Origin of the sequence: Luteipulveratus mongoliensis (genome assembly GCF_001190945.1) — a bacterium.
In the GTDB taxonomy this organism is placed as follows: domain Bacteria; phylum Actinomycetota; class Actinomycetes; order Actinomycetales; family Dermatophilaceae; genus Luteipulveratus; species Luteipulveratus mongoliensis.
Genome location: NZ_CP011112.1, coordinates 1,747,316 through 1,769,554, shown reverse-complemented (window position 1 = coordinate 1,769,554; position 22,239 = coordinate 1,747,316). Strand labels below are relative to the sequence as shown.

Here is a 22,239-nt window from a genome sequence, read left to right as displayed (position 1 = left end):
CCCAACTTAGGGTCGACTAACCTGGCCGGGTGCTTCGACCATCTGCTGACGCTCCCGAGCGAGCGCCGATGCGCCAGGCACCCACCTCAGCGCGCGACCTCCTGACCCGGATCATCCGTCGCCACCGCCTCCGGCTCACCGGTTGCTTCGCGCTCCTGGCGATGTGGCAGATCTGCGAGGCGCTGGTCCCTGTCCTGATCGGCGTCATCATCGATCAGGCCGTCGCGCCGAGCGACGGCCGAGCCCTGCTGATCTGGGGCGGCGCGCTCGTGGTCCTCTTCGGATTCCTCAGCTACGGCTACCGATTCGGCTCCCGGCTCGGGTTCGGCGCGATGCAGCAGGAGATTCATCTGCTGCGGATGGAGATCGCCGACCACACCCTTGCCCCTCGTGGCGTACGCACCTCGCTGCTGACCGGTGAGACCGTCTCGTTGGCGACTTCTGACGCCGAGGCCGTCGGCACCGTGGCGCGGTCCTTCGGCTCCGCGATCGCCTCGGCCGCCTCCGTCATCCTCAGTGCCGTGATCCTGCTGCGCACCGACCTGGTCATCGGCCTGGTCGTGCTCATCGGCGTGCCCCTGGTGCTGGCTGCGATCCAGGTCGTCAGCCCCGCGATCTCGCGCCGCAGCCACGTCCAGCAGTCCCGCATCGCGCGCACCAGCGGCACGGCCACGGACTTCGTCCGCGGGCTGCGGGTTCTCAAGGGTGTCGGGGCCGAGGACGCGGCCACCGCGCGCTACCGGCTCCGCAGCCAGGAGGCAAAGGTCGCGGGCATCCACACCGCTCGCTCGTACGGCGCCATGGAGGGCCTCACGACCGGCCTCAGCGGGCTGTTCCTCGCGGTCGTCGCCCTCATCGCCGGCCTCCGAGCGCTCGACGGCACCATCACCATCGGCGAGCTCGTCGCCGTCGTCGGACTGACACAGTTCCTCGCCGAGCCGCTCGGTGCCCTCGGTCGCGTCAGCGCACAGGTGGCCGGCGCACACGCCTCCGCTCAACGCATCGTGGACTTCCTGCAGTCCCCGCCGCTGATCGAGACCGGCGACCGTACGCCGATCGGGCGGGCGACCGGGCTGAGCCTGGACGACGTCCACACCGGTCCGCTCGACGGACTGACCGTGTCATCGCGCCCCGGCGAGCTGCTCGGTCTCGTCGTCGAAGATCCTGGAGCAGCAGGCACGCTCGTCCGCCTGCTGGCAGGTGAGGTCGCCGCTGACGATCTCAAGGGTGACGTGTCGCTCGACGGCGAGCCCCTCTCCGACCTCACCGTCGCGGCCCGTCGGGCGCGACTGCTCGTCAGCCCACATCACCCCGACCTCTTCGAGGGCACCCTCCGCAGCAACGTCGACCCCCGGGGGACGCACACCGGGGCCGAGCTGCAGCAGGTCCTCGCTGCCTCGGTAGCCGAGGACGTCGTACACCTGCACGCCGAAGGTCTCGACCAGCCGGTCGTGGCCGACGCGAGCACCCTCTCCGGTGGCCAGCGACAACGCGTCGCGCTGGCCCGAGCCCTGACCGCCCGGCCCGCGACGCTGGTCCTGCACGACCCGACCACGGCCGTCGACGCGGTCACCGAGCAGCGCATCGCCGAGGGCCTGCGCGGCGCTCGTCACCCGGAGGGCAGCGACCTGACCACCTGGCTCATCACGAGCAGTCCCGCCCTTCTTGCGCAGGCCGACCGGGTCGTGGTGCTGCGCGGCGGCCGGGTCGTCGCGACCGGCACCCATCACGAGCTGAGCCACGACGCCGACTACCGAGACCTGGTGCTCCGATGAGCGCCGCCCTGCTGCCTATCGCCGACCGGCGTACGACAGTCCGGCTCACCCGGCGCCTGCTGTCCACCCATCGGCGGGCGACGCTGGGCGCGGTGCTGGCGTTCGCCCTCGCCGGGCTCGCCGCGATGGTCCCGCCATGGCTGCTCGGGCGCATCGTCGATGACGTACGCCGGAGCGCGGACTCCGCGGACGTCATCACCTCTGCCGTCGCGATTGCCGTCGCAGCAGTGCTCGGCGCCGTCTTCTCCGGGCTGGCCGTCGCCCTCCTCGCGCGCGCGGGCGAGCCCGCCCTGGCCGAGCTGCGCGAGGACGTCCTCGAGCGGACGCTCCACCTGGACGCGGCGACCGTCGAGCAGGCAGGCACGGGCGACCTGCTCTCGCGTGTCGGCGATGACGTCCGCACGGTGACCACAGCGCTCAACGAGGTCATCCCGCTCCTGGTCAGCTCGGTGGTCGCGGTCGGGTTCACGGCCATCGGGCTGTTCGCCCTCGACTGGCGCCTCGGGCTTGCCGGACTGGTCACCGTCCCGTTCTATGTGCTCGGACTCCGTTGGTATCTCCCACGATCCGCGCCCCTGTATCGCGAGGAGCGGGTGGCGCAAGGCGAGCGTGCGGGCGCACTCGTCGTCGGCTTCCAAGCCGCCTCGACCGTCAGAGCGTTCGGCACCGAAGACCTCCAGCGCGCCCGCATCGAGGACGCGTCCGGCCGGACCGTCGGCATCGCCCTCAACGTCTTCGGGCTGCTCACCAGGTTCCTCGCGCGCAACAACCGCGCCGAGATGATCGGGCTCCTGTCGATCTCGGTCACGGGCTTCTTCCTGGTGCGTGAGGAGTGGACCTCGGTCGGCGCGGTGACCGCAGCAGCGCTCTACTTCCACCGCCTGTTCAACCCGATCGGCGCGCTGCTGTTCATGTTCGACGAGGTCCAGTCGACAGGCGCGTCGCTCAGCAGGCTCGCCGGTGTCGCCACCATCCCGCAAGCGGAGCCGGCGCGCGCCGAGCCGCCATCTCATCCGGGCTCCCTCTGCCTCGAAGACGTCGAGCACGCTTACGTACCAGGCCAACCCGTGCTCCGACGTACGACGATCACGCTGGCCGCCGGCGAACGCGTCGCACTGGTCGGAGCCAGCGGCGCAGGCAAGACCACGCTCGGAGCCATCGCGGCCGGGGTGCTCGCCCCCTCCACCGGCCGAGTCACCCTCGCCGGCACGTCGTACGACGACCTCGGCTCCCGCGCCGTGCGTGACCGAATCAGCCTCGTAAGTCAAGAGATTCACGTCTTCACCGGCACGGTCCGCGAGTCCCTGACTCTTGCCCGACCGGATGCGAGCGACAACGAGGTGCAGCGTGCACTCGAGTCGACGTTCGCCTGGCCGTGGGTGAAGGCGCTGCCCGACGGCCTCGACACCGTCGTCGGTGAGCACGGACACCCGCTGACCGCAGCGCAGTCGCAACAGCTCGCACTCGCGCGGGTCGCGCTGGCCGATCCGTGGGTGGTGATCCTCGATGAGGCGACCGCCGAGGGCGGGTCAGCGGGCGCACGCGAGCTGGAGCGGGCCGCGCTCGCCGTGACCGAGGGACGTACGGCACTGGTCGTCGCGCACCGACTCACCCAGTCCGAGTCCGCTGATCGGGTGCTCGTGATGCACGACGGCGTCATCGTCGAGGAAGGCACCCACGACGAGCTCGTCGCGGCCGGCGGTCGCTATGCGGAGCTGTGGGAAGCCTGGTCAGGCTGAGGCGGGAGCAGCCCCGCTCAGGACACAGTCACCGCCGCAGGCGCGCTGGTCTGCGTGCGTTCGGTGACCAGGACCGGCCGGTCGACCAGCGTGAGCACGACCCGCGTGCCAGGGGCGAGCACGGACGCGTCGTGACCAGGGACATCGGCCTGGACCTGCCGCCCGTCGAGATCGACGTGCAGCCGGGCGGTCGCACCGCGGAACGATGATCGGGTCACCAGACCGGGACCGTTCGGGGCGCTCTGAAGCCGGACGGCCTCGGGTCGCACGAGTACGTCGACCTCGGCGGCGACCGGAATAGCGCCGTCAATGGGCAACGCCTGCCCATTGACGATCACCCGATCGCCCTCGACGGCCCCCGGCAGATGGTTCATGGAGCCGATGAACTCCGCGACGAACGCCGTGGCCGGGTGCTCGTAGATGCGGTCAGGGCTGGCCACCTGCTCCAGTCGTCCGGACCGGAGCACGGCCACGCGGTCGGCCATCGACAGAGCCTCCTCCTGGTCGTGGGTGACGAACAAGGTGGTGACCCCGAGGCTGATCTGGAGGCGGCGGATCTCCTCACGCAGGCTGACCCGAACCTTGGCGTCGAGCGCCGACAGCGGCTCGTCGAGCAGCAGGACGCTGGGTTCGAGGGCGAGGGCGCGAGCAAGCGCGACGCGTTGTTGCTGTCCACCGGAGAGCTGATGCGGGTAACGGTCGCCGATCGCGGGCAGGCCCACGAGCTCCAGCAGCTCATCAGCACGCGAATGTCGTTTGGCAGCAACCACTTTGCGCATCCGCATGCCGAAGGCGACGTTGTCGCGTGCAGACAGGTGGGGGAACAGGCTGTACGACTGGAACACCATGCCGGCATCGCGCTTGTTGGCAGGTACAGCGGTGATGTCCCGGTCATTGACGAGCACGGCTCCGCGGTCGGGCCGCTCGAATCCGGCGATGCAACGCAGCGCCGTCGTCTTGCCACATCCCGAGGGCCCGAGCAGGGCGACGAGCTCGCCCGCCTCGATCGTGAGGTCGAGGTCGTCGAGCGCGACGGTCGACCCGAAGGCGCGGCGCAGGTGGCGCAGCTCTACGCGTGAGGTCATGTGCGTTTCCTTCCAACTCCGGACACCAGGAGCAGCAGTGCCCACGTGACGATGAGGCTGAGCAGCGAGACAGCAACGGACAGCTGCGCATTCGCGCCGGAGATCGTGACGATCCACACGGCGAACGGTCGAAATCCGAGCAGGACGGCGATGGTGTACTCCCCGAGTACCAGTGCGAGAGTGAGGAATGCCGCACTCGCCAGCGCCGTGCGCAGGTTGGGCAGGATCGTCCGGAACACCACGGTGATCCACCCGGCGCCCAGGTTGCGGGAGACCTCAACCAGGGTCCGTACGTCGATGGCTCGCAGGCCGGCGTCGAGCGAGCGATAGACGTACGGTGTCGCGAGCACGACGTACGCGAGGACGAGAACCCAGGGAAAGTCCGGGTCCTGAATGGCGATCAGCGTCTGCCAGAACGGGGTGTTCGCCAGATGGTCGGGACCCCATCGCAGCACCGTGCTGATGCCAGCGACGAACGTGATGGGTGGCACGACCAGCGGCAGCGTGCACACGACCTCGAGCACCTGACCGAGCCTCGGCGCCGACAGCCGGACCGCGAGGAGGGCAGGCAGCATCAGAGCCAGCACGACCACGATGGTGGCGACCGCGAGGCCCAGGGACATGAGCAGCGACTGGGTGAACCCGTCGGCCGTGAGGATGTCGCCGTACGTGCTGAACGAGAAGCCCTTGCCCTCGCTGTGCACGGTGAACCACAAGGACGCGGCAAGAGGCAGCAGGAAGTAGACGCCGGCAATCGCGAGGACCGCCGTCCGGCCGAGGCGGGGTCGCGAGACCGTCAGTCCAGCCATCGCGAGCTCCTCTTGCGCAGCGGCAGGTAGACCGCCATCACGAGGGCAGCGACGATCACCATGTCGAGGCTCAGGGCAAGCGCGAGGTTCTCGTGTCCGACCAGGACGTTGCCGCTCAGTGCGTCGGCGATCTGAAGGGTCACCAGCGGCACCGTCGCCCCGACCATGGCGGCCGCGGTGGCGTACGCCGCGAAGGCTCCCCCGAACAGCAGCACCATGCCGCCGATCAGGGCGGGCGTGAGCACGGGTACGCCGACGTGCCGCCAGTACTGCCATCCGGTGGCGCCGCTGGACGCCGCAGCCTCTTGCCACTGCGGGCGCAGGCCGTCCAACGCGGGCGTCATGACCAGCACCATCAATGGAATCGCGAAGTACAGGTAGACGATGACCAGTCCCCAGAACGTGTACAGGCTCCACCCTGCGTCGCCGAGTCCGAGCGTCGTCGTGAGGAGCCCCGCGTTGCCGAGCGTGGCGATCCACGCGAACGCCAGCGGGACGCCCCCGAAGTTGGCCAGGACACCGGACGCCGTCAGGACGGCCTCGCGGAGCATGGTGCTGCGTGAGGCCACGACTGCTTGGGCCAGGATCGTGCCCAGGACGCCGCCGACCACGGCTACCACGGCCGAGAGCTTCACGCTCGACCACAACGCGGTCCGGTACGCGCCTTGCAGGCTGTCGGTCATGTTGTCCAGGCCCAGGTGCGAGGTGCCCGTCGCCGGGTCCTTGACCGAGAAGGCCGACACCAGGACGGCGATGGCCGGGATGCCGAACGCGAGCGCGAGGAACACCAGCAACGGCAGCGCGGCCAGCCAGGCGGGCGCCTTCTTGGCCGCCTTCTGGGTCGGTCGCCCGGAGGCGTGTTTCGGACTGGACGGGATCTCCGTCGTCGCGGTGGCCACGGTGATCGCTCAGCCGGCCATCGTGGTCGCCCAGGTACTGGACAGGACCTTCTTGGCCTGGGTCGCCTGGGCCTCGGTCGGGAAGGTCGGCGTCCCCTTGACCTTGGGGAGCTTGGCCACTGCACCGGCGTCCGCGCTGCCGTCGGCAGTCATGGCGGGCAGCGTGACGGGTCGCGCGTATCCCTTCAGCCACATGTTCTGTCCCTCAGGGCTGAACAGGAACTCCTGCCACAGCCGCGCCGCGGCCGGGTGCGGGGCGGCCTTGTTGATCGCCTGCGAGTAGTACTGCGCGAGGACTCCGTCGGCCGGGACAGCGACCTTCCACTGGATGCCCTTGCCGGCGTACTTGTCCGCGTAGGCGACGTTCAGGTAGTCCCAGTCGATGCTGATCGGCGTCTCACCCTTCTCGATGGTCGCCGGGGTCGACTCGACTGGGTTGTAGTTGCCGACCTTCTTGAGCTTGCCGAAGAACTTCACACCGGGCGAGATGTCGTCCAGTGAACCGCCGTTGGCGAGTGCGGCGGCAAAGACGCCGGCGTACGCCGACCCGGACTTGGTCGGGTTGCCGTTCAGTGCGACCTTGCCCTTGTACTCGGGCTTGAGCAGATCGGCGAACGTCTGCGGGCACACCGTGATCTTGGCGGCGTCACAGCCGATCGAGACGTAGCCGCCGTAGTCGTTGAACCAGGCGCCGTCCGGGTGCTTCTGGCCGGCGGGGATCTTGGCCCAGGTGCTGACCTGGTAGGGCGCGAAGAGGCCTTCTTGCGCGCCGCTGATCGCGAACGACTGGCCGAGGTCGAGGACATCCGGCGCGCGACCTTGGCCCTTGCGGGACTTCACTGCGCTGATCTCGTCGGCACTGGACCCGTCCGGGTTCTCGTTCTTGACCTTGATGCCGTACTTCGTCTCGAAGGCCTTGATGATGGCGCCGTAGTTCGCCCAGTCGGGAGGCAGCGTGATCGTGTTGAGCGTCCCCTCCTTCTTGGCGGCCTTCACGAGCTGGTCGAGCCCGCCGACATCCGCGACGGAGGTGGCAGTCTTGGCGCTCTTGGCACCGCCCGACCCTCCGTCGGCAGCAGCGTTGTCAGGCGCGGAGCCGCAGGCGGTCAGCGTGGCACCGGCCACCGTCACGGTGGCGGCCAGCACGGCCAGGCGGATACGGGTGGCGAGCACGATGTCTCCTCGTGGTTCAGCAGAGTCCAACTTGGCTGGACAAGTAGTGGTCAGTGCACTCGGTGGAGATGCACAGAAGGCAAACGACAGGTAAGAGATCACCCCACGAAGAGCCAACATGGCTAGACATCTTCGACGCCGTTGGGACGGGCTGGGCGGACGTCGGCCGTTGGTAGCCTGACCGCGTGATGCAGCGATCCGAGCCCTCGGCCAGATACCGCCAGATCGCTGCTGATCTGTTGGACCGCATCGCCGCTCACGAGTTCAGCGACGGCACCCCACTGCCCTCGGAGGCCGACCTGTCGCAGCGGTACGACGTGTCGCGCGGCACCATCCGGCAGGCGTTCGCCAAGCTGCGCGCCGACGGCGTGATCTCCTCACGCAGGGGTGCCCGTCGTACGGTCGTGGCGTCCCCGCGGGTGCAGAGCTTCGATGAGCTGAACAGCTTCTCCCACTGGGCACGGGCGTCCGGCTCCACACCGTCGAGCCACACGGTCGCGCTGGAGCTACGCGCGGCGACGCCCGAGGAACGCCACCGGCTGGAGCTCGCGCACGGGGACCGCGTCTATCACCTGACCCGGGTGCGGCTGCTGGCCGAAGAGCCGGTCATGATCGAGCGGACAGCGTATGTCGAGAAAGTCGGTGCCCTGCTGCCGGGCATGCAGCTGGACACCGACTCCATCACCGACCGGCTGGACGAGCTCGGAGTGGTGCTGCACTCTGCCGAGCACACCATCGACGCCGTGGTCGCGTCCGCCGAGGACGCCCGGCTCCTGGACCTTCGGCCGAGGACGCCGCTGCTGCGCGAGCGCCGGCGTACGGCAGACCTGGCCGGGATGCCCGTCGAGTGGTCCGACGATCGCTGGCAGGCCAACGCGATCGCGTTCACCGTGCGCAACACGCGGGACGTCAGCCACCTGCTCAAGCAGTCGTCGCCACGGCCCTGATCGTCGGCACGAACTCCTCGAAGTCCACGGTCGAGGCGTTCGCGTCCTTGCCCGCGTCCTCCCAGCGGCGCAGGGTGACGGCATCCGCATGGTGCGAGTTCGCCTCGAACTCCGCGACTTCCGCAGCGCTCATCGGTCCGCCCTGCAGATCTAGCGTGTAGACCGATGCCTCGGAGAGGGCGTCGATGTACGCCGGCTCGACTGCGCACAGGTAGCGCTTCGCCGCGACATGGAGTCGTACGGGCTCGGTCACCTCGGGACCGAACCACTCGGCGAGCCAGTCCGCACCGGCGTCGTCGTGATGGTTTTCCTTGCCAGCCATCAGCTCTCGTCCGGACACCACGCCGGTGAAGTGACCGACATCGTGGACGAGCGCTGCCACCACGAGGTGGTCAGCAGCGTCGGCCGCCCGTGCGTTCTGGGCAGCCTGGAGCATGTGCTGCGCCATGCTCACGTCCTCGCCGAGGTAGTCGCGCCCACCCTCGCCCTCGAACAGCTCGCGCAAGCGGTCGACGACGTCGCTCATCGAGCCCTCCTCAGGACCGCCAACGTGCTCTCGAGCCCGTCAAGGTCGGCGTAGCAACCTTGCAGGTGCCGCTCGCCGGCCTCACCCTCGAATCCGGTGCGGGCGTGCAGGAGCCGGATGTTGTCGAAGATGACGCAGTCCCCTGGCTGCATGCGGAAGACGACCTGGTGCTCCGGCCGGTTGATCACCTCGGCAAAGGCGCGGTACGCGACGTAGAACCGCTCGGTGTCCTCCGGTCGCAGCCGAACAGGCTGGAGCGACCGGTTGTTGAAGCGAACCTCGCGGACCCGTCCGTACGGATCCACATCGATCATGGATCGCGTCGCGCTGAGCTCGGTGTCCTCCGAGACAAACCTGAACGTCACCTCGGTGCCGCTGAGGATGTCGAACGCATCCGGGCTCTCGGTACGCAGCACCTCGGCCGCCTTGAACCCGTCGACGAAGCCCGAGTCACCGCCCGGAGCAGCGTTGCTCAGGCAGTGCAGGATCTGCAGGGTGGGCACCGGGTCGCGGTAGGGGTTGTCGGTGTGCGGCGTGATCGGGAGGCCGGTGAAGGCCAGGTTGATCGGGTTCGGCTCGATCCGGACGTCGAACAGGTCGCCATAGTTGGTGGTCCGGACAAAGCCGAAGGTCGCAGCCACATCCAGCACCCGACGCGGCGTGGTCTCGACCCCGCGCAGCACCACGAATCCGGTACGCACCACGGCCTCCAGCGCCGCAGCCTTCACGGCCGGATCGCGTTGGTAGGACTCCCAGCTCGCCTCGGGCAGTGGCCCAAGATCGCTGACGTCCCAGATCTGCTTGGCATCCTCGGCCCGAGGATCGGTCGGGGCCTCGCTCGCCTCCGGCAGCCAACGCCGCAGCCACGCGCTGTCGAACACAGAGGCGTGGCCGTCCGGCGCGAACCGGACGTGCACCTCGCCATCCTGCTCGTGCGTCTCATCGACGCGGATGCCGTCGGCCAGGTCGCCGATGTTGAACAGCTTCTGGCCGTTGTCGGGGTGCTTGCACTCAGCGCATGAGCAGTTGTCACGCAACCAGATCGCGGGCGCGTCAAGGACGGTCATCATCTCTCCCTACTTCACGTGTATAGCCACGTTTGAACGTAGTTGTACATGTTGTCCATGGCGTGACGGAGAGATGAACTACCGAGAACGTCCGTCCGGCTGCGCGAGCCGACTGACGAGCGCGCCGTACGACGTCAGTCGGCGCGGGTGATCGTGTCCAGCTCGGCGAGGTCCTCCAGGGTCGGCTCCCAACGCATGGCCGCCGCGTTGGCGCGCACCTGCTCGCCCGACGTGGCGCCGGAGATCACTGAGGACACGGCCGGCTGGGCGGCAAGCCCGGCGATCGCGACTTCCAGGATCGACAGATCCCGAGCGGCGGCGTACGACTCCAGCGCCTCGATGCGGTCCCAGTCCGCGGTGGCCAGCCAACCGGCCCGTGTCGGGTCGACCGCCGCACGCGAACCCTCCGGCGCGGCCGAGCCGCGCCGATATTTGCCGGTGAGCAGGCCGTACTCGAGCGGGAAGAACGGCAGCACGCCGACGCCGAAGGTCTCGGCCGCCGGGACCACCTCGTCCTCGATCGACCGGTCGAGCAACGAGTAGCGGTTCTGGACGGACACGAAGCGGGCGAGGTCCTGCGTACGAGAGGTCCAGTCGGCATCGGCCACCTGCCAGCCGGCCAGGTTGGAGGAGCCGATGTAGCGGACCTTGCCCTCCTGGACCAGCTCGGTCAGTGTGCCCAGCGTCTCCTCGATCGGCGTGACCTCGTCGGGTCGGTGCAGCTGGTAGAGATCGATGTGGTCGGTCTGCAGCCGGCGCAGGCTGTGCTCGACGGCGTGCCGGATGTAAGCCGGGGAGCACCGCGGACCGGGCTCCGGACCGTCGACACGCTGCATGTCCATGCCGAACTTCGTCGCGAGCACGAACTCGTCGCGCTGGCCTTTGAGAGCCTCACCGAGGAGCGCCTCTGACCCACCCGGTGGGTTGCCGTAGATGTCAGCGGTGTCGAGCAGGGTGACGCCGACATCACGCGCCGCTGCAAGGATGTCGCGCACGCCATCGAGGTCCACGCGCCTGCTGAACGCGTTGCAGCCGATGCCCACTGCGCTCACCATCAGGTCCGAGTCGCCCAGCGGGCGCTGCGTCATGTCCGTCACAGGAGCGACGCTACCCGCGCGCGTCTAACCTTCCGCGACCGCCGTAGCCCTCCTACTGTGACCCCATGGCTGACTACAACGAGCAGGAGCAGGACGTCATTCGTCGCGCCGCTTTCGGTGCCATCGCATTGGTGTCCAAGGCAGACCCCGGTTTCTTCGCGACCTTCAAGGAGAGTGCAGCCGGGTCCAAGGTGCTGGCGACAGCGCCCGACACCATCAAAGGCTTCTTCCGCGGCGGCCTCATCGCACCGCCCAAGGGAGACGCCACGCAGGTCGAGCAGTCAGTGCTCTCCGAGCTGAGCCAGGCCGTCCAGCTGCTGGCCAAGAACCCGGCCGACCAGGCGGCGTACAAGAACGTCATCACGACGGCCGTCCAGCAGGTCGCCCAGGCGAGCAAGGGCGTCGTATCGTCCGAGCAGGCGATCATCGCGAAGGTGACGCAGGCGCTCGGCGTCGCGTCGACTCAGCCACCGGTTCCGAAGCCCGGACCGCCTCCCACGCCGCAGCCCCCGACCACGCCTGCGCCGCCGGCAGTGCCGGCCGACTGACAAGGACCTAAGCCTCGACCGGCCAGCCCTTGGCCTCGAGGCGCTCGCGCACCCTGGTGATGTCGGACTCGGCAGGCATCTCCTGAGTCACCTTCGTGATCAGCACCTGCGCGTCGATCGCGCTGATCGGGGTGCGCGGGCCGTCCTTGCCGCCTTCTGCGGCGATCAGCTCGCGGCAGATCTGCTTGACCTCGTCATCGGTCAGACGACGCCGCAGCAGGGCCAGGAGAGGCACGTAGTCCGTGGACGGCACCCCCTCGGGATAGCCCGCCCGAAGCCACTCCTGCATCCTGCGCAGCAGGGCAGGCCGATCCTCCTGCACGGGAGCGGGAGCCGGCTCGGGCTCAGCCTGCGGCTCGGGCGGTGCCATTTCGGTCGGCGCGGCGGTCTCGTCGTCCATCCGACTGCTACCGCCGGCCAGCGGCCAGCCGACCGCGGCCAGCCGAGCCGAGACCGCGCGTACGTCCTCGTCGCTCGGCGGCGCCTGCTTGACGGCCTCGATCGCCGCCAGCACCTGCGGCACCGTCACTCCGGACTCGGGTCGGTCGGCGACGAGCTGCTCGACAACCTGCTCCACCTCCGCCGGCTGCAGGGTCCGAGTCAGCAGCGCCAGCAGGGGGTGGAAGTCCTTGGCGGGTACGCCCTCGGGATAACCCGCGCGCAGCCACCCGAGAATCGAGCCCAGCGGTCCGGCGCTCACTTGGCCTCTCCGAACGGCTGCCACCCGAAGTAATGGTCCAGGCTCTTGCGGGTGATCCACAGGACGGCCAGGGCGATGATGATCACGACGACCGCGAAGAGCACGTACGCCGCTGCCATTCGGACGGCGTTGCGCGGGCGCGTCACGGTGCCGTCATCCGCGACCTCTCCGCTGCCGTCGCTCCACAGGCGTACGCCGGTCGCGAAGAGCGCCGGGAGACCGGCACCGAAGAGCAGCCCGGCGACGAGCACTCTGAGGCTCGCGGACGCCATGCTCGCCCAGTCAAGGTTCATCTGCTTCTCCTCCTCAACCCACGCGAGAGACGACGTCGCCGGCCTCAGTCGCCTCAGCTGTGCCGTCCCACTCGTCGTTGACGTTGCTGTGGTCGACCTTCTGGGCTCGGCTGCGCAGGTACATATAACCGGAGAGCGCGATCAGGATCAGGAAGATCGCCACCGCGCCCGTCACGCCACCGATCAGATGAGCGATGAAGTAGCACGTTGCGCCCACGACACCGGCCGACGGAAGCGTGGTGAGCCACGCAGCCGCCATCCGCGCCGCCACAGCCCACCGAACCTGCGCACCGGGCTTGCCGACGCCTGAGCCGAGGATGGAGCCTGTCGCGACGTGCGTGGTGGACAGCGCCATCCCGAAGTGGCTCGACGTCAGGATGATCGCCGCCGATGAGGCATCCGCCGACATGCCCTGCGGTGACTCGATCTCGACCAGGCCCTTGCCGAGCGTACGGATGATCCGCCAGCCGCCGAGGTAGGTGCCCAGCGCGATCGCGACCGCGCAGCTGACGATGATCCAGACCGGCAGGCCGTTGTTCTCGATACCTTCGCCGGTGAGGCTGCCGTGCGCGATGAGGGCGAGCGCGATGACGCCCATCGTCTTCTGCGCGTCGCCGGTGCCGTGCGCGAGCGAGACGAGTGACGCCGTCCCGACCTGACCCCAACGGAAGCCCTCGTCACGCTTCTTCGGCCGCGCCGATCTCGTGATCGCGTAGACCGTGGCGGTGCCGAGCGCCGCGACGACGCCCGCGATGAGGGGCGACAGGGCCGCCGGGATCAACACCTTGCTGAAGATGCCGTTCCAGTTGATGGTGACTGCACCGGCCAGCCCGGACCCGATCAAGCCTCCGAACAGCGCGTGCGAGGAGCTGCTCGGCAGCCCGAGCAGCCAGGTCAGCAGGTTCCAGACGATGCCGCCGATGAGGCCGGCGAAGATGATCGTCATCGCCTTCTCGCCATCGAGACCAGAGACCAGCCCACCTGAGCTGGTCTGGATCTTCAGCACATCCTTGGTGACGGTGGTCGCCACCTCGACCGACAGGAAGGCTCCGAAGAGGTTGAGGATCGCTGACAGCGCCACCGCAGCCTTCGGCTTGAGCGCACCGGTGGCGATGGAGGTGGCCATCGCGTTGCCGGTGTCGTGAAAGCCATTGGTGAAGTCGAATCCCAGTGCCGTGATCACGACCAGGATCAGGATGAACAACTCACCGCTCATACAACGGAGTGTGAGGCCCTGACGTGCTTGCCGTCCATTCGACTGGACTACCCAGACCGGCGATCGACGAGATTTTGCACGGCGTTTGCCGAAGCGCCGCCGAACTGACCCGAATCAGCCCGCGCGGTGAACCGGCGGCAGGTCCTCGAGATCCTCATCGAGTGCCAGGCCGTCGAACGGGAGGTCCTCGACGGCCATCTCGGCGTACGACGGTGCCGGAGCAGGTGCGGGCGTCGCCTCGGGCGCCTGCTCGGGCTCGGGCTCGGTGATCGACTGAGCGTCGAAGACCGGGGTGTCATCGACCGTGGCAGCCGGCGCGGGCTCGGCCCGCTCCGCGGCCTTCGCCTTGAGCGTGTAGGTCGGGGGCGGTACGGCGACCGGCTCCCAGTCGCCAGGCTGCAGCTGGGCGGCCGGCGCCGTCTTGACGGGCACCTCGGCTGCGACCGGCTCTGCGGTCGCGGCGGCCGGCCCGGACACGTCGTAGACCGACTCCGCGGCCACGGCGCCGGAGACCCGGCCGGCCTGCGACGGCGTACGTCGTGGGGCGGGACGGGCGGGACGCTCCTGGCTCGGCGCGGGCGCCGCACTGCTGGCCGCCTTGACCGCTGCACTGCGCAGCCAGCCGATCACGCCGCCGAGCGCAACGAGCATGACCAGCGGGGACCACCAGGGCGTCACACCCATCGGTGTCATGACGACCACGGCCAGGAACAGCGCGACGGTCGCAACCAGCGTCAGGCCGCGGACCTGGCGTGCGTCGGCGCCCTCGGCGTCGGCACTCGCGGGGCGGGAGTCGGGACGAACGGGCTCGGCGTCGTTGGTCATGGGCACTCCTGCACGCAGGGAGGGGCGCGGCTCAGCGACAGCAGCCGCGAGGACCGACGGGCGACCCGACCCGTCACTGGTGGGCAGCGGCACCTCGGCGCCGTGCACGGTGGGGCGACGCTCCAGCACCCGCATGCCCTCGGAGAATCGATCGACCGAACGAGCAGTGGCGAGGTGCTCGCGACGACGCACCCAGTGCTGGAGCAGGTAGGCAGCCCAGATGATGACAATGACCAGGAAAATCAGGCTGCTGCTCCTCACGCGATCGACGTTAGGTGCGATCGCGTGCGCACCGATGGACCTCGGCCGCGTGTCGCAGGAGTTACTGCTGTGAAAGACGGTACAGACGGTGCTGGGCGGACTCACCGGCGAGATCCTCGAGCGTCAGCGCGAACGATCGGTGGTCGTGCCACTCGTTGTCGATGTGCAGGTACGCCCGGCGCACGCCCTCATCCCGCAGCCCGAGCTTGTCGACCACCCGCAGGCTCTTGGCATTGTCCGGGCGGATGTTGACCTCGACCCGGTGCAGCCCCATCGGCCCGAACGCGTGGTCGATGACCATGGCCAGCGCGAACGGCACCACCCCACGCCCGGCCGCCCGCTCATCGATCCAGTAGCCGATCGACCCGCTCTGCAGCGCTCCCCGCACGATGTTGAACAGGTGGATCTGGCCCGTCATCCGGCCGTCCAGGTCGATCATCAGCGGGAGCAGCCGGCCGGCCTTGGCCTCTCGCTCCTGCTCGCGCACCATGTGCGCATAGCTCACCTGCCGCATCCGTGGGTACGGCGACGTCGAGTCCCAGCGCTTGGTCCACTCCGCGTTGTCGCGTCGCAGGCCCATGAAGGCCTTGCGGTCCTTGCGCCCGCGCAGCCCCCTCAACCTGATGATCGTGCCGTTGTGCACGCCTTCGAGGGCGACCGGCCAGTTGCGCTCGGTCATCAGTGATCGCCTCCGGCCGCTTGGTCCACCGCATGGCGGACGACCGGCTCGAGCACCGCCAGCCCGTCGCGTACGCCGCCGGTCGAGCCGGGCAGGTTGATGACCAGGGTGCGCCCGGAGAGACCGGCCACGCCGCGGGACAGCATCGCGGTCGGTACGCCGGCTGCCACTCCCGCGGCCCTGATCGCTTCCGCGATGCCGGGCACCTCACGGTCGATGACCGCGCGGGTGGCCTCGGGGGTCCGGTCGGTCGGAGTGAGTCCGGTGCCACCAGTCGTGACGACCAGAACAGCCCCGGACGCGAGAGCATCCCGTAGCGCCTGCTCGACCTGCGGGCCGTCGGGTACGACGACGGCCGCCTCCACCTGGAAGCCCCAGCCACGCGCGGCCTCGACGATCAGCGGACCCGTGCGATCGGCGTACGTCCCAGCAGCCGCCCGCGTCGAGCAGGTGATGACGACGGCCGAGGATCTCACGCCTCGGTCCAGTCGCCCGATCGGCCGCCGGACTTGGCGGTCACCCTGATGTCGGTGATGCGGGCGTGCTTGTCGACCGCCTTGACCATGTCGACCAGGGCCAGCGCGGCAACCGAGACGCTGGTCAGCGCCTCCATCTCGATGCCGGTGCGGTCAGCCGTGCGGACGGTCGCGGTGATGTCGACGCCGTCGTCGGCCACGGTCAGCTCGACGGTGACCGCGTGCACCGCCACCGGGTGGGCCAACGGGATCAGGTCGGGGGTGCGCTTGGCCGCCTGGATGCCGGCGATGCGGGCCACCGCGAGCGCGTCGCCCTTGGGCACCGTGTGATCGCGTAGCGCCGCCACCGCCTGAGCGGACAGCAGCACCCGACCGGCCGCGGACGCCTCGCGCGCCGTCACCGGCTTGGCGCTGACGTCCACCATCTGTGCGGTGCCGTCCTCGCGTACGTGCGTCAGCCGCGGATCCGTGCTGGGACCTTGCGACACGATCATGAGGGCAGCTCCTCGCCGGGCAGCAGGTGAACTTCCACGACGTCACCCTGCCCTACCTCGACCACCTCAGCGGGCACGAGCGCCAACGCATTCGCGACCGCCAAGCCGCCGAGGATGTGGCTGCCCTGGCCTCCGGACGGCGAGACGACCCAGCCTTCGTCACCGTGAGACAGCACGACCCGGGCGACCTGGACGCGTCCGGGCGGCGACCGCCAACCACGAACAGCCTTGGCCCGCACCGAAATTCGATCGCCGGAACGTCCAGCCATCCGGAGTAGCGCCGGCACCACGAACACCTCGAACGACACCAGCGACGACACGGGATTGCCCGGCAACGCGAACAGCGGGACGCCGCGCTCCCCCACCACACCGAAGCCCTGCGGCTTGCCCGGCTGCATCGCCACCTTGTCGAACTGCACGGCCCCGCCTCCAGCGAAAGCCTCCTTGACCGGTTCGTACGCGCCCGCGCTGATCCCACCGGACGTCACGATCGCGTCGACCTCGGCGGCAATGCGGTGTACGACGTCCGCGAGCGACTCGTCGTCGCGGTCACCGACGTGGAGCACCTCGACGCAGGTGGCTCCGGCGGCGCGCACGGCGGCGGCAAGCATGGGGCCGTTGCTGTCGTGAATCTGCCCGTGCAGCAACGGTGTTCCGACGGGCACGAGCTCGTCACCGGTCGTGATCACCGCGACCCGAGGCGCAGGGATGACGTCCACAGAAGCCACTCCCGCGGCGGCGCAGACGGCCACGTGGTGCGGGAGGAGGCGTACGCCGGACTCCAGGACACGATCGCCGGCGGCCACGTCCTCGCCGACGTTGCGGACGGCCGCTCCAGGGTGAGGCGAGACCCGGATGGCCACCTCATCAGTGCGGCCATCGGTCTGCTCGACGGGGACAACCGCGTCCGCTCCGGCGGGCAACGGCGCACCCGTCATGATCCGCCAGCACGAGCCAGCAGCGAGGTCGTGCGGCTCGATGTCACCCGCCGGGATGTCTCCGAGAACCGGCAGCTGGACCGGCGAGTCCTCAGCAGCATCAACCAGATCCGCGGCAACGACGGCGTAACCGTCCATCGCGGAGTTGGTGAAGCCCGGCAGGTCCACCAGACCGACCACGGACTCGGCGAGCACCAGCCCCAGGCTCTCGCCCACCGCGATCGACGTCGGCGCGAGGGGTCGTACCGCCGAGAGGATGCGGTCCCGGTGCTGCTCGAGGCTGATCAGGCTCAGTGGTGCTCCTCGGACAGCTCGGCGTCGTTAGTACGACCGAGGGCCTCGTCCGTGCGCGCCCACTCCAGCAACCAGCCGCGGAAGTCAGGCCCGAGCTCGCGGTGCCGCACCGCCAGACGAACCATCGCCTTCAGGTAGTCCAGACGGTCGCCCGTGTCGTAGCGACGCCCCTTGAACACGACACCGATGACACCCGAACCCTCGCCGTCGGACGTGATGGCTTCCTGCAGCGCGTCGGTCAGCTGGATCTCGTTGCCGCGGCCCGGCGCGGTGTGCTCGAGGATCCCGAAGATCGACGGGTCGAGCACGTAGCGACCGATGATCGCGAGATTGCTGGGCGCCTCGCCGACGGCGGGCTTCTCAACCAGCGCCGTCACGCGTACGACATCCTCGCCGGCACCCTCGACCGGCTCGACGGCGGCGCAGCCGTAGAGGTGGATCTGGTCCTCCGGCACCTCCATCAGCGCGATGACGCTGCCGCCGTGGCTCTCCTGCGCGTCGATCATCCGCTCGAGGAGGTTTTCCTGCTCATCGATCAGGTCGTCACCGAGCAGCACCGCGAACGGCTCGTCGCCGACGTGCGAGCGCGCACACAGCACCGCGTGCCCGAGACCGCGCGGCTCGCCCTGCCGGACGAAGTGCACCTCACCGAGGTTGGCGGACTTGTGCACCCGACGCAGGCGCATCTCATCGCCCTTGCGCTCCAGCGCCTGCTCCAGCTCCCAGTGCCGGTCGAAGTGGTCCTCCAGCGCAGCCTTGTTGCGACCCGTGATGGTCAGGACATCGTTGAGCCCGGCACGGACGGCTTCCTCTACGACGTACTGGATGGCCGGCTTGTCCACCACCGGCAGCATCTCCTTGGGGATCGCCTTCGTGGCCGGCAGGAACCTGGTGCCCAGTCCGGCCGCAGGGATCACTGCCTTGCGGACTCGTCGGGGTCGAGGGGTCGTCGTCATGGCCGCCAGGGTACTGACGGGTCGCTCCGTCCGTTTGGTGGAGCCACATCTACACCGCTGGTCGAGTAGGCGAGCACCGCTGGTCGAGTAGGCGAGCGCCATGGCGCGAGCCGTATCGAGACCAAGGCTTCCGTACGCCGGTCACCCCGGCTGCGGGAGGAGGGTCCTCTGCGTCGCAAACCATCCGGCCTCGCAAGCTCGGCCTCCCGCCAGGCCCGCCATGCTCCTCCGAGGACCCTCCTCCCTCCGCCTCCGTAGCCACATCACCCAACGGCTTGGGAGACTCGGCGGCATGCGGACGTTGCCGGACGACAAGGTGCGGGCCAGGCGGGCGATCCGCGCTGGGCGGCGAGCGCGCCGCGACGCGCAGTCGGCGGCCGACCGTCGGGCCGATGGCGAGGCGATCCGTGACGCGATCATCAGCGTGATCAGCCCTGAAGCGCCGGTTGCGGCGTACGAGTCGCTGGCGACCGAGCCGCCGACGGAGGCGCTGATCGCGGCACTGCGCGAGGCGGGCCACGAGGTTCTGCTCCCCGTGCTGCTGCCGGACAAGGACCTGGACTGGCGCAGCGGCGACGACGAGACCCAGACCCTCGGGACGGACGCGATCGCGGGCGCCGGCGTGATCGTCGTACCGGCCCTGGCCATCGCTCGCGACGGGCTGCGGCTGGGCCAGGGCGGCGGGAGCTATGACCGAGCGTTGGCGCGCCGCGCGCCGGGCGCGTTGGTGGTGGCAGTGGTGTACGACGACGAGCTGGCCGACGTCGTACCGTCCGACCCGCACGACCAGGCTGTCGACGCGGTGGTCACGCCCGCGGGAGGGTTGGCCCGCCTCTGAGGCTCAGCCGCCGGACAGCGTGAGCGTGTGCTTGCGATCGTCGTGGACAGCCTCGGTCGAGCTCGGCCACGGATAGCTGCGGCCGGCCCGCCAGGCGCTGGTCTGGTCGTCGTAGTGCCCGTGGAACGGATGTCCGGACGAACCGCCCAGCAGCACCCAGCGGGAGGCATCGAGATTGTCCAGATCGACGACCATCCGCATCGAGGGCGCGGTCTGTACGCCGTAGCCCTCCGTCGCGTCCCAGGCCGTCGCGTTGACGATGCCCTGGCCGCCGTCGACACCCCAGGGGCCCTCGTTGACCGCGGCGCGGACGATCTTCGGGGCGTCCTCGCCGAGCACGAGGTGCTTCAGCTCGAGCTGGTGGGCGTGGCCCCAGGTCCAGCGACTCGGATCCTTGCCCATCTCGCGCGTGAGGCTGAGGCGCGCCTCGACCAGTGCTTTGCGCAGGATCGCGTCGCGGCGCTCGATGACTCCAGGGGTCCGCCGGTCGTCCCACCAGGCGTCCGTCGGCTTGCGCAGCAGCCCCTCGACCACGGCTTGGTCGCGGGCGCCTCCCGTCGGCGCGAGATCCTCGGGCAGCTCGTCGAAGGTCGCGGACAGCAGCGCCCGCCACACCGCGTTGTAGTAGGCCGCGGCTGCTGACTGCTTGCCGCTCGCGGGTGTCGTGAAGTCCCAGGTCTTCAGCAGGTTGCGGCCGTCCTTGGTGAACGCGTCGTTGCCCAGGTCGACCGCGAGCAGCTGCTTGACCAGCTGCTTCGCGAACGGGTTGGTGCTGTCCGTCTGGATCTCGCTCATCGTCTCGACCGAGATCTTGCCGCCGTCACGAGTCGCAGCCTGCAGACGCTCCAGGATCCGGTTGCTGCGATAGCCCGGCGCCCACTCGCTCGTGAGGTAGGGCCGGGTCGATGCCGTGACCGCGTTGTTGGCGGTGACGATCATGCCTTCGGGCGGGTTCAGACTGCTGGGCAGCTGGTCGTACGGCACCGTGCCCGTCCAGTCGTACGCCGAGTTCCAGCCGGGTGCCGGCCAGAACCCCGGCGGCGCTCCGGCCACCGACGAGCGCCTGATCGGTACGACTCCCGGAGCCTGGTAGCCGATGTTGCCGGACCGGTCGGCGTACACCAGATTTTGCGATGGTGCCGCGAAATTCCTTGCTGCTGCTCGGAACTCGGTCCAGTTGCGCGCCTTGCCGAGCGCGAGCAAGGAGTCCGCCGTGCGACCGGGCCGCAATGCCGTCCAGGCCAGGGCGACGTCGTATTTCTGCTTACCAGCGCCTGGCAGCTTGCCGCCGGCGCCCCCGGCAGCGACGTCGTCGTCCACGTCGGACAGCAGCGGCCCGTGCACGGTCTCGCGCACGGTGATGTCCACGGGCTTGCCACCGGCGACCGAGATGCGCTCGCTTCGAGTCCTGAGCGGGACCTGGCGGCCGTCGCGCTCGTACGACGTCCCGGTCACCTTCTCGAGGTAGAGGTCCGTCACGTCAGGGTCGAGATTGGTGAAACCCCAAGCGATCTCGTCGTTGTGCCCGATCACGATGCCGGGGAGGCCGGGCATCGTGAAGCCGCTCACGTCGTACGGGCAGGCGCTGGACACGGTCCGGCAGTGCAGGCCGGTCTGGTACCAGATGCTCGGCAGCCCGACACCGAGGTGCGGGTCGTTGGCGAGCATCGGCTTGCCCGTCGTGGTGAAGCGACCGGACACGACCCACGAGTTGGAGCCGAGTCCCTCGCCCTTGCCCGCGACGGTCGGGACCGCGTCAAGGACCTTGCCGGCGGCAGCGAGCGCTGTGGTCACCGCCGGGTCGGATCGTGTGGACACGAGCTGCGATGCGTTGGTCGGCCGGTCGGGTCCCGTCGTCGGGGGCTGTTGCGGCAGTGACCAATCCGCGCTCGACAGGATCGGCGGGTGCGCCTTCGCGTCGTACGCCGGGAACAGACTCGCCACCTGCTGCGGCGGCAGCGTGGCCGAGAGGCGTGCGCGCATCAGCTCAGTGTCGTAGTTGCCCTTGAGGTCCCAGGCGAGCGCCTTGAGGTAGACCAGTGAGTCGACGGGCGTCCAGGGCTCCACGGCGTGACCCGGCACGCTGAGCCCGATCACGACGTACTCCAACGCAATTCGCGATGGTGTGCCCGCGTGTTCGAGGTAGGAGTTGACCCCCTCCGTGTACGCCCGCAGGTAGCGCTGCGTGTCGGGCTGCAGCTGGTCCATCTCCTGCTCGGCGACCCGCCGCCACCCGAGGGTGCGGGTGATCTTGTCCGAGTCGAGACCGGCCTTGCCCACCAACGCCGCGAGGCGCCCACTGGCGGCCCGGCGTACGACGTCCATCTGGAAGAAGCGGTCCTGGGCAGTGACGAATCCCTGTGCGCGGAAAAGGTCTTCGCTGGTGTCGGCATAGATGTGGGGCACGCCGCGGGCGTCCCGAACGACCTCGACCGAGCTCGAGAGACCGCGCACGTGGAGCTCGCCACCGACCTGCGGGAACGACCGCCGTACGAGTCCGACACCGAGCACCGCGGCGATCACCAGACCGACCACAAGGCTCGCTGAGGTCCACAGCACGAGGCGGCGCACCACGGGGCTCCTCGTCACGCCTGCGAGACTATG

The 22,239-nt window shown here is 69.3% G+C and carries 22 protein-coding genes; 5 read left to right on the top strand and 17 right to left on the bottom strand.

Annotated features, from left to right (window positions below):
• Positions 1-68 precede the first annotated feature (68 nt).
• Positions 69-1,775: an ABC transporter ATP-binding protein gene (locus VV02_RS08445; RefSeq protein ID WP_052590963.1), complete on the top strand. Its 1,707-nt coding sequence runs from the start codon at positions 69-71 to the stop codon at positions 1,773-1,775.
• The gene (locus VV02_RS08440) at positions 1,772-3,514 is read left to right on the top strand and encodes an ABC transporter ATP-binding protein (RefSeq protein WP_052590962.1); all 1,743 of its coding nucleotides are present in this window, start codon (positions 1,772-1,774) and stop codon (positions 3,512-3,514) included. The genes VV02_RS08445 and VV02_RS08440 overlap by 4 nt, the downstream gene beginning before the upstream one ends.
• Before the next feature lie 17 nt (positions 3,515-3,531).
• Here VV02_RS08440 and VV02_RS08435 read toward each other — a convergent pair whose 3' ends face one another.
• Genes VV02_RS08435 through VV02_RS08420 form a run of 4 tightly spaced genes read right to left on the bottom strand, consistent with a single transcriptional unit; the run spans position 3,532 to position 7,480 of the window.
• Positions 3,532-4,599, bottom strand: coding sequence for an ABC transporter ATP-binding protein (locus VV02_RS08435; protein WP_052590961.1), 1,068 nt, complete (start codon positions 4,597-4,599; stop codon positions 3,532-3,534).
• Positions 4,596-5,408, bottom strand: coding sequence for an ABC transporter permease (locus VV02_RS08430; protein WP_052590960.1), 813 nt, complete (start codon positions 5,406-5,408; stop codon positions 4,596-4,598). Before VV02_RS08430 ends, VV02_RS08435 begins: the two co-directional genes overlap by 4 nt.
• Complete coding sequence (locus tag VV02_RS08425) at positions 5,396-6,307, bottom strand: ABC transporter permease (RefSeq protein ID WP_218917385.1); 912 nt, start codon at positions 6,305-6,307, stop codon at positions 5,396-5,398. Before VV02_RS08425 ends, VV02_RS08430 begins: the two co-directional genes overlap by 13 nt.
• Positions 6,308-6,316: 9 nt before the next feature.
• Complete coding sequence (locus tag VV02_RS08420; protein ID WP_052590959.1) at positions 6,317-7,480, bottom strand: ABC transporter substrate-binding protein; 1,164 nt, start codon at positions 7,478-7,480, stop codon at positions 6,317-6,319.
• Positions 7,481-7,668: 188 nt separating this feature from the next.
• Here VV02_RS08420 and VV02_RS08415 point away from each other — a divergent pair, with 188 nt between their 5' ends.
• Positions 7,669-8,427 (top strand): GntR family transcriptional regulator, encoded by a 759-nt coding sequence (locus VV02_RS08415; RefSeq protein ID WP_052590958.1) that lies wholly within the window; start codon positions 7,669-7,671, stop codon positions 8,425-8,427.
• Here VV02_RS08415 and VV02_RS26890 read toward each other — a convergent pair.
• From VV02_RS26890 to VV02_RS08405, 3 genes are all read right to left on the bottom strand, one after another.
• Positions 8,402-8,953, bottom strand: a complete 552-nt coding sequence (locus tag VV02_RS26890) for an HD domain-containing protein (RefSeq protein WP_083450016.1) — start codon at positions 8,951-8,953, stop codon at positions 8,402-8,404. The two genes, VV02_RS08415 and VV02_RS26890, sit on opposite strands and share 26 nt — an antisense overlap.
• On the bottom strand, positions 8,950-10,020 hold the full coding sequence (gene tmpA, locus VV02_RS08410; protein ID WP_218917383.1) for a 2-trimethylaminoethylphosphonate dioxygenase: 1,071 nt from the start codon (positions 10,018-10,020) through the stop codon (positions 8,950-8,952). Before tmpA ends, VV02_RS26890 begins: the two co-directional genes overlap by 4 nt.
• 134 nt (positions 10,021-10,154) lie before the next feature.
• Positions 10,155-11,108 carry an aldo/keto reductase gene (locus VV02_RS08405; protein ID WP_052596734.1) on the bottom strand — a complete coding sequence of 318 codons (954 nt, stop codon included), beginning with the start codon at positions 11,106-11,108 and terminating at the stop codon, positions 10,155-10,157.
• Positions 11,109-11,182: 74 nt separating this feature from the next.
• Between VV02_RS08405 and VV02_RS08400 the strand changes: the two genes are divergently transcribed.
• Complete coding sequence (locus VV02_RS08400) at positions 11,183-11,665, top strand: hypothetical protein (RefSeq protein WP_052590957.1); 483 nt, start codon at positions 11,183-11,185, stop codon at positions 11,663-11,665.
• A 7-nt stretch (positions 11,666-11,672) separates the two neighbouring features.
• Here the strand turns inward: VV02_RS08400 and VV02_RS26885 are convergent, their stop codons facing one another.
• The 9 genes from VV02_RS26885 to galU form a co-directional block, all read right to left on the bottom strand.
• Entirely contained in the window at positions 11,673-12,365 is a 693-nt protein-coding gene (locus VV02_RS26885) for a DUF3349 domain-containing protein (RefSeq protein WP_218917382.1), read from the bottom strand.
• Positions 12,362-12,658 carry a hypothetical protein gene (locus VV02_RS08390; protein ID WP_245633024.1) on the bottom strand — a complete coding sequence of 99 codons (297 nt, stop codon included), beginning with the start codon at positions 12,656-12,658 and terminating at the stop codon, positions 12,362-12,364. The genes VV02_RS26885 and VV02_RS08390 overlap by 4 nt, the downstream gene beginning before the upstream one ends.
• Before the next feature lie 13 nt (positions 12,659-12,671).
• Positions 12,672-13,874, bottom strand: a complete 1,203-nt coding sequence (locus VV02_RS08385; RefSeq protein ID WP_052590956.1) for an inorganic phosphate transporter — start codon at positions 13,872-13,874, stop codon at positions 12,672-12,674.
• Positions 13,875-13,988: 114 nt separating this feature from the next.
• Positions 13,989-14,960, bottom strand: coding sequence for a hypothetical protein (locus tag VV02_RS08380; protein WP_052590955.1), 972 nt, complete (start codon positions 14,958-14,960; stop codon positions 13,989-13,991).
• Positions 14,961-15,021: 61 nt separating this feature from the next.
• Complete coding sequence (locus VV02_RS08375) at positions 15,022-15,639, bottom strand: GNAT family N-acetyltransferase (protein WP_052590954.1); 618 nt, start codon at positions 15,637-15,639, stop codon at positions 15,022-15,024.
• The gene (locus VV02_RS08370; protein WP_083450014.1) at positions 15,639-16,115 is read right to left on the bottom strand and encodes a MogA/MoaB family molybdenum cofactor biosynthesis protein; all 477 of its coding nucleotides are present in this window, start codon (positions 16,113-16,115) and stop codon (positions 15,639-15,641) included. Before VV02_RS08370 ends, VV02_RS08375 begins: the two co-directional genes overlap by 1 nt.
• On the bottom strand, positions 16,112-16,609 hold the full coding sequence (gene moaC, locus VV02_RS08365; protein WP_052590952.1) for a cyclic pyranopterin monophosphate synthase MoaC: 498 nt from the start codon (positions 16,607-16,609) through the stop codon (positions 16,112-16,114). The genes VV02_RS08370 and moaC overlap by 4 nt, the downstream gene beginning before the upstream one ends.
• A complete protein-coding gene (locus VV02_RS08360) occupies positions 16,606-17,832 on the bottom strand; it encodes a molybdopterin molybdotransferase MoeA (RefSeq protein ID WP_281177336.1) in 1,227 nt (408 codons plus the stop codon). Before VV02_RS08360 ends, moaC begins: the two co-directional genes overlap by 4 nt.
• A gap of 5 nt (positions 17,833-17,837) precedes the next feature.
• On the bottom strand, positions 17,838-18,797 hold the full coding sequence (gene galU, locus VV02_RS08355; protein ID WP_052590950.1) for a UTP--glucose-1-phosphate uridylyltransferase GalU: 960 nt from the start codon (positions 18,795-18,797) through the stop codon (positions 17,838-17,840).
• Positions 18,798-19,089: 292 nt separating this feature from the next.
• Between galU and VV02_RS08350 the strand changes: the two genes are divergently transcribed.
• Positions 19,090-19,635, top strand: a complete 546-nt coding sequence (locus tag VV02_RS08350) for a 5-formyltetrahydrofolate cyclo-ligase (protein WP_083450013.1) — start codon at positions 19,090-19,092, stop codon at positions 19,633-19,635.
• Between the two features lie 3 nt (positions 19,636-19,638).
• On the opposite strand, the gene VV02_RS08345 is transcribed toward VV02_RS08350, so the two are convergent.
• Positions 19,639-22,224, bottom strand: a complete 2,586-nt coding sequence (locus VV02_RS08345) for a penicillin acylase family protein (protein ID WP_052590949.1) — start codon at positions 22,222-22,224, stop codon at positions 19,639-19,641.
• Positions 22,225-22,239: the final 15 nt, after the last annotated feature.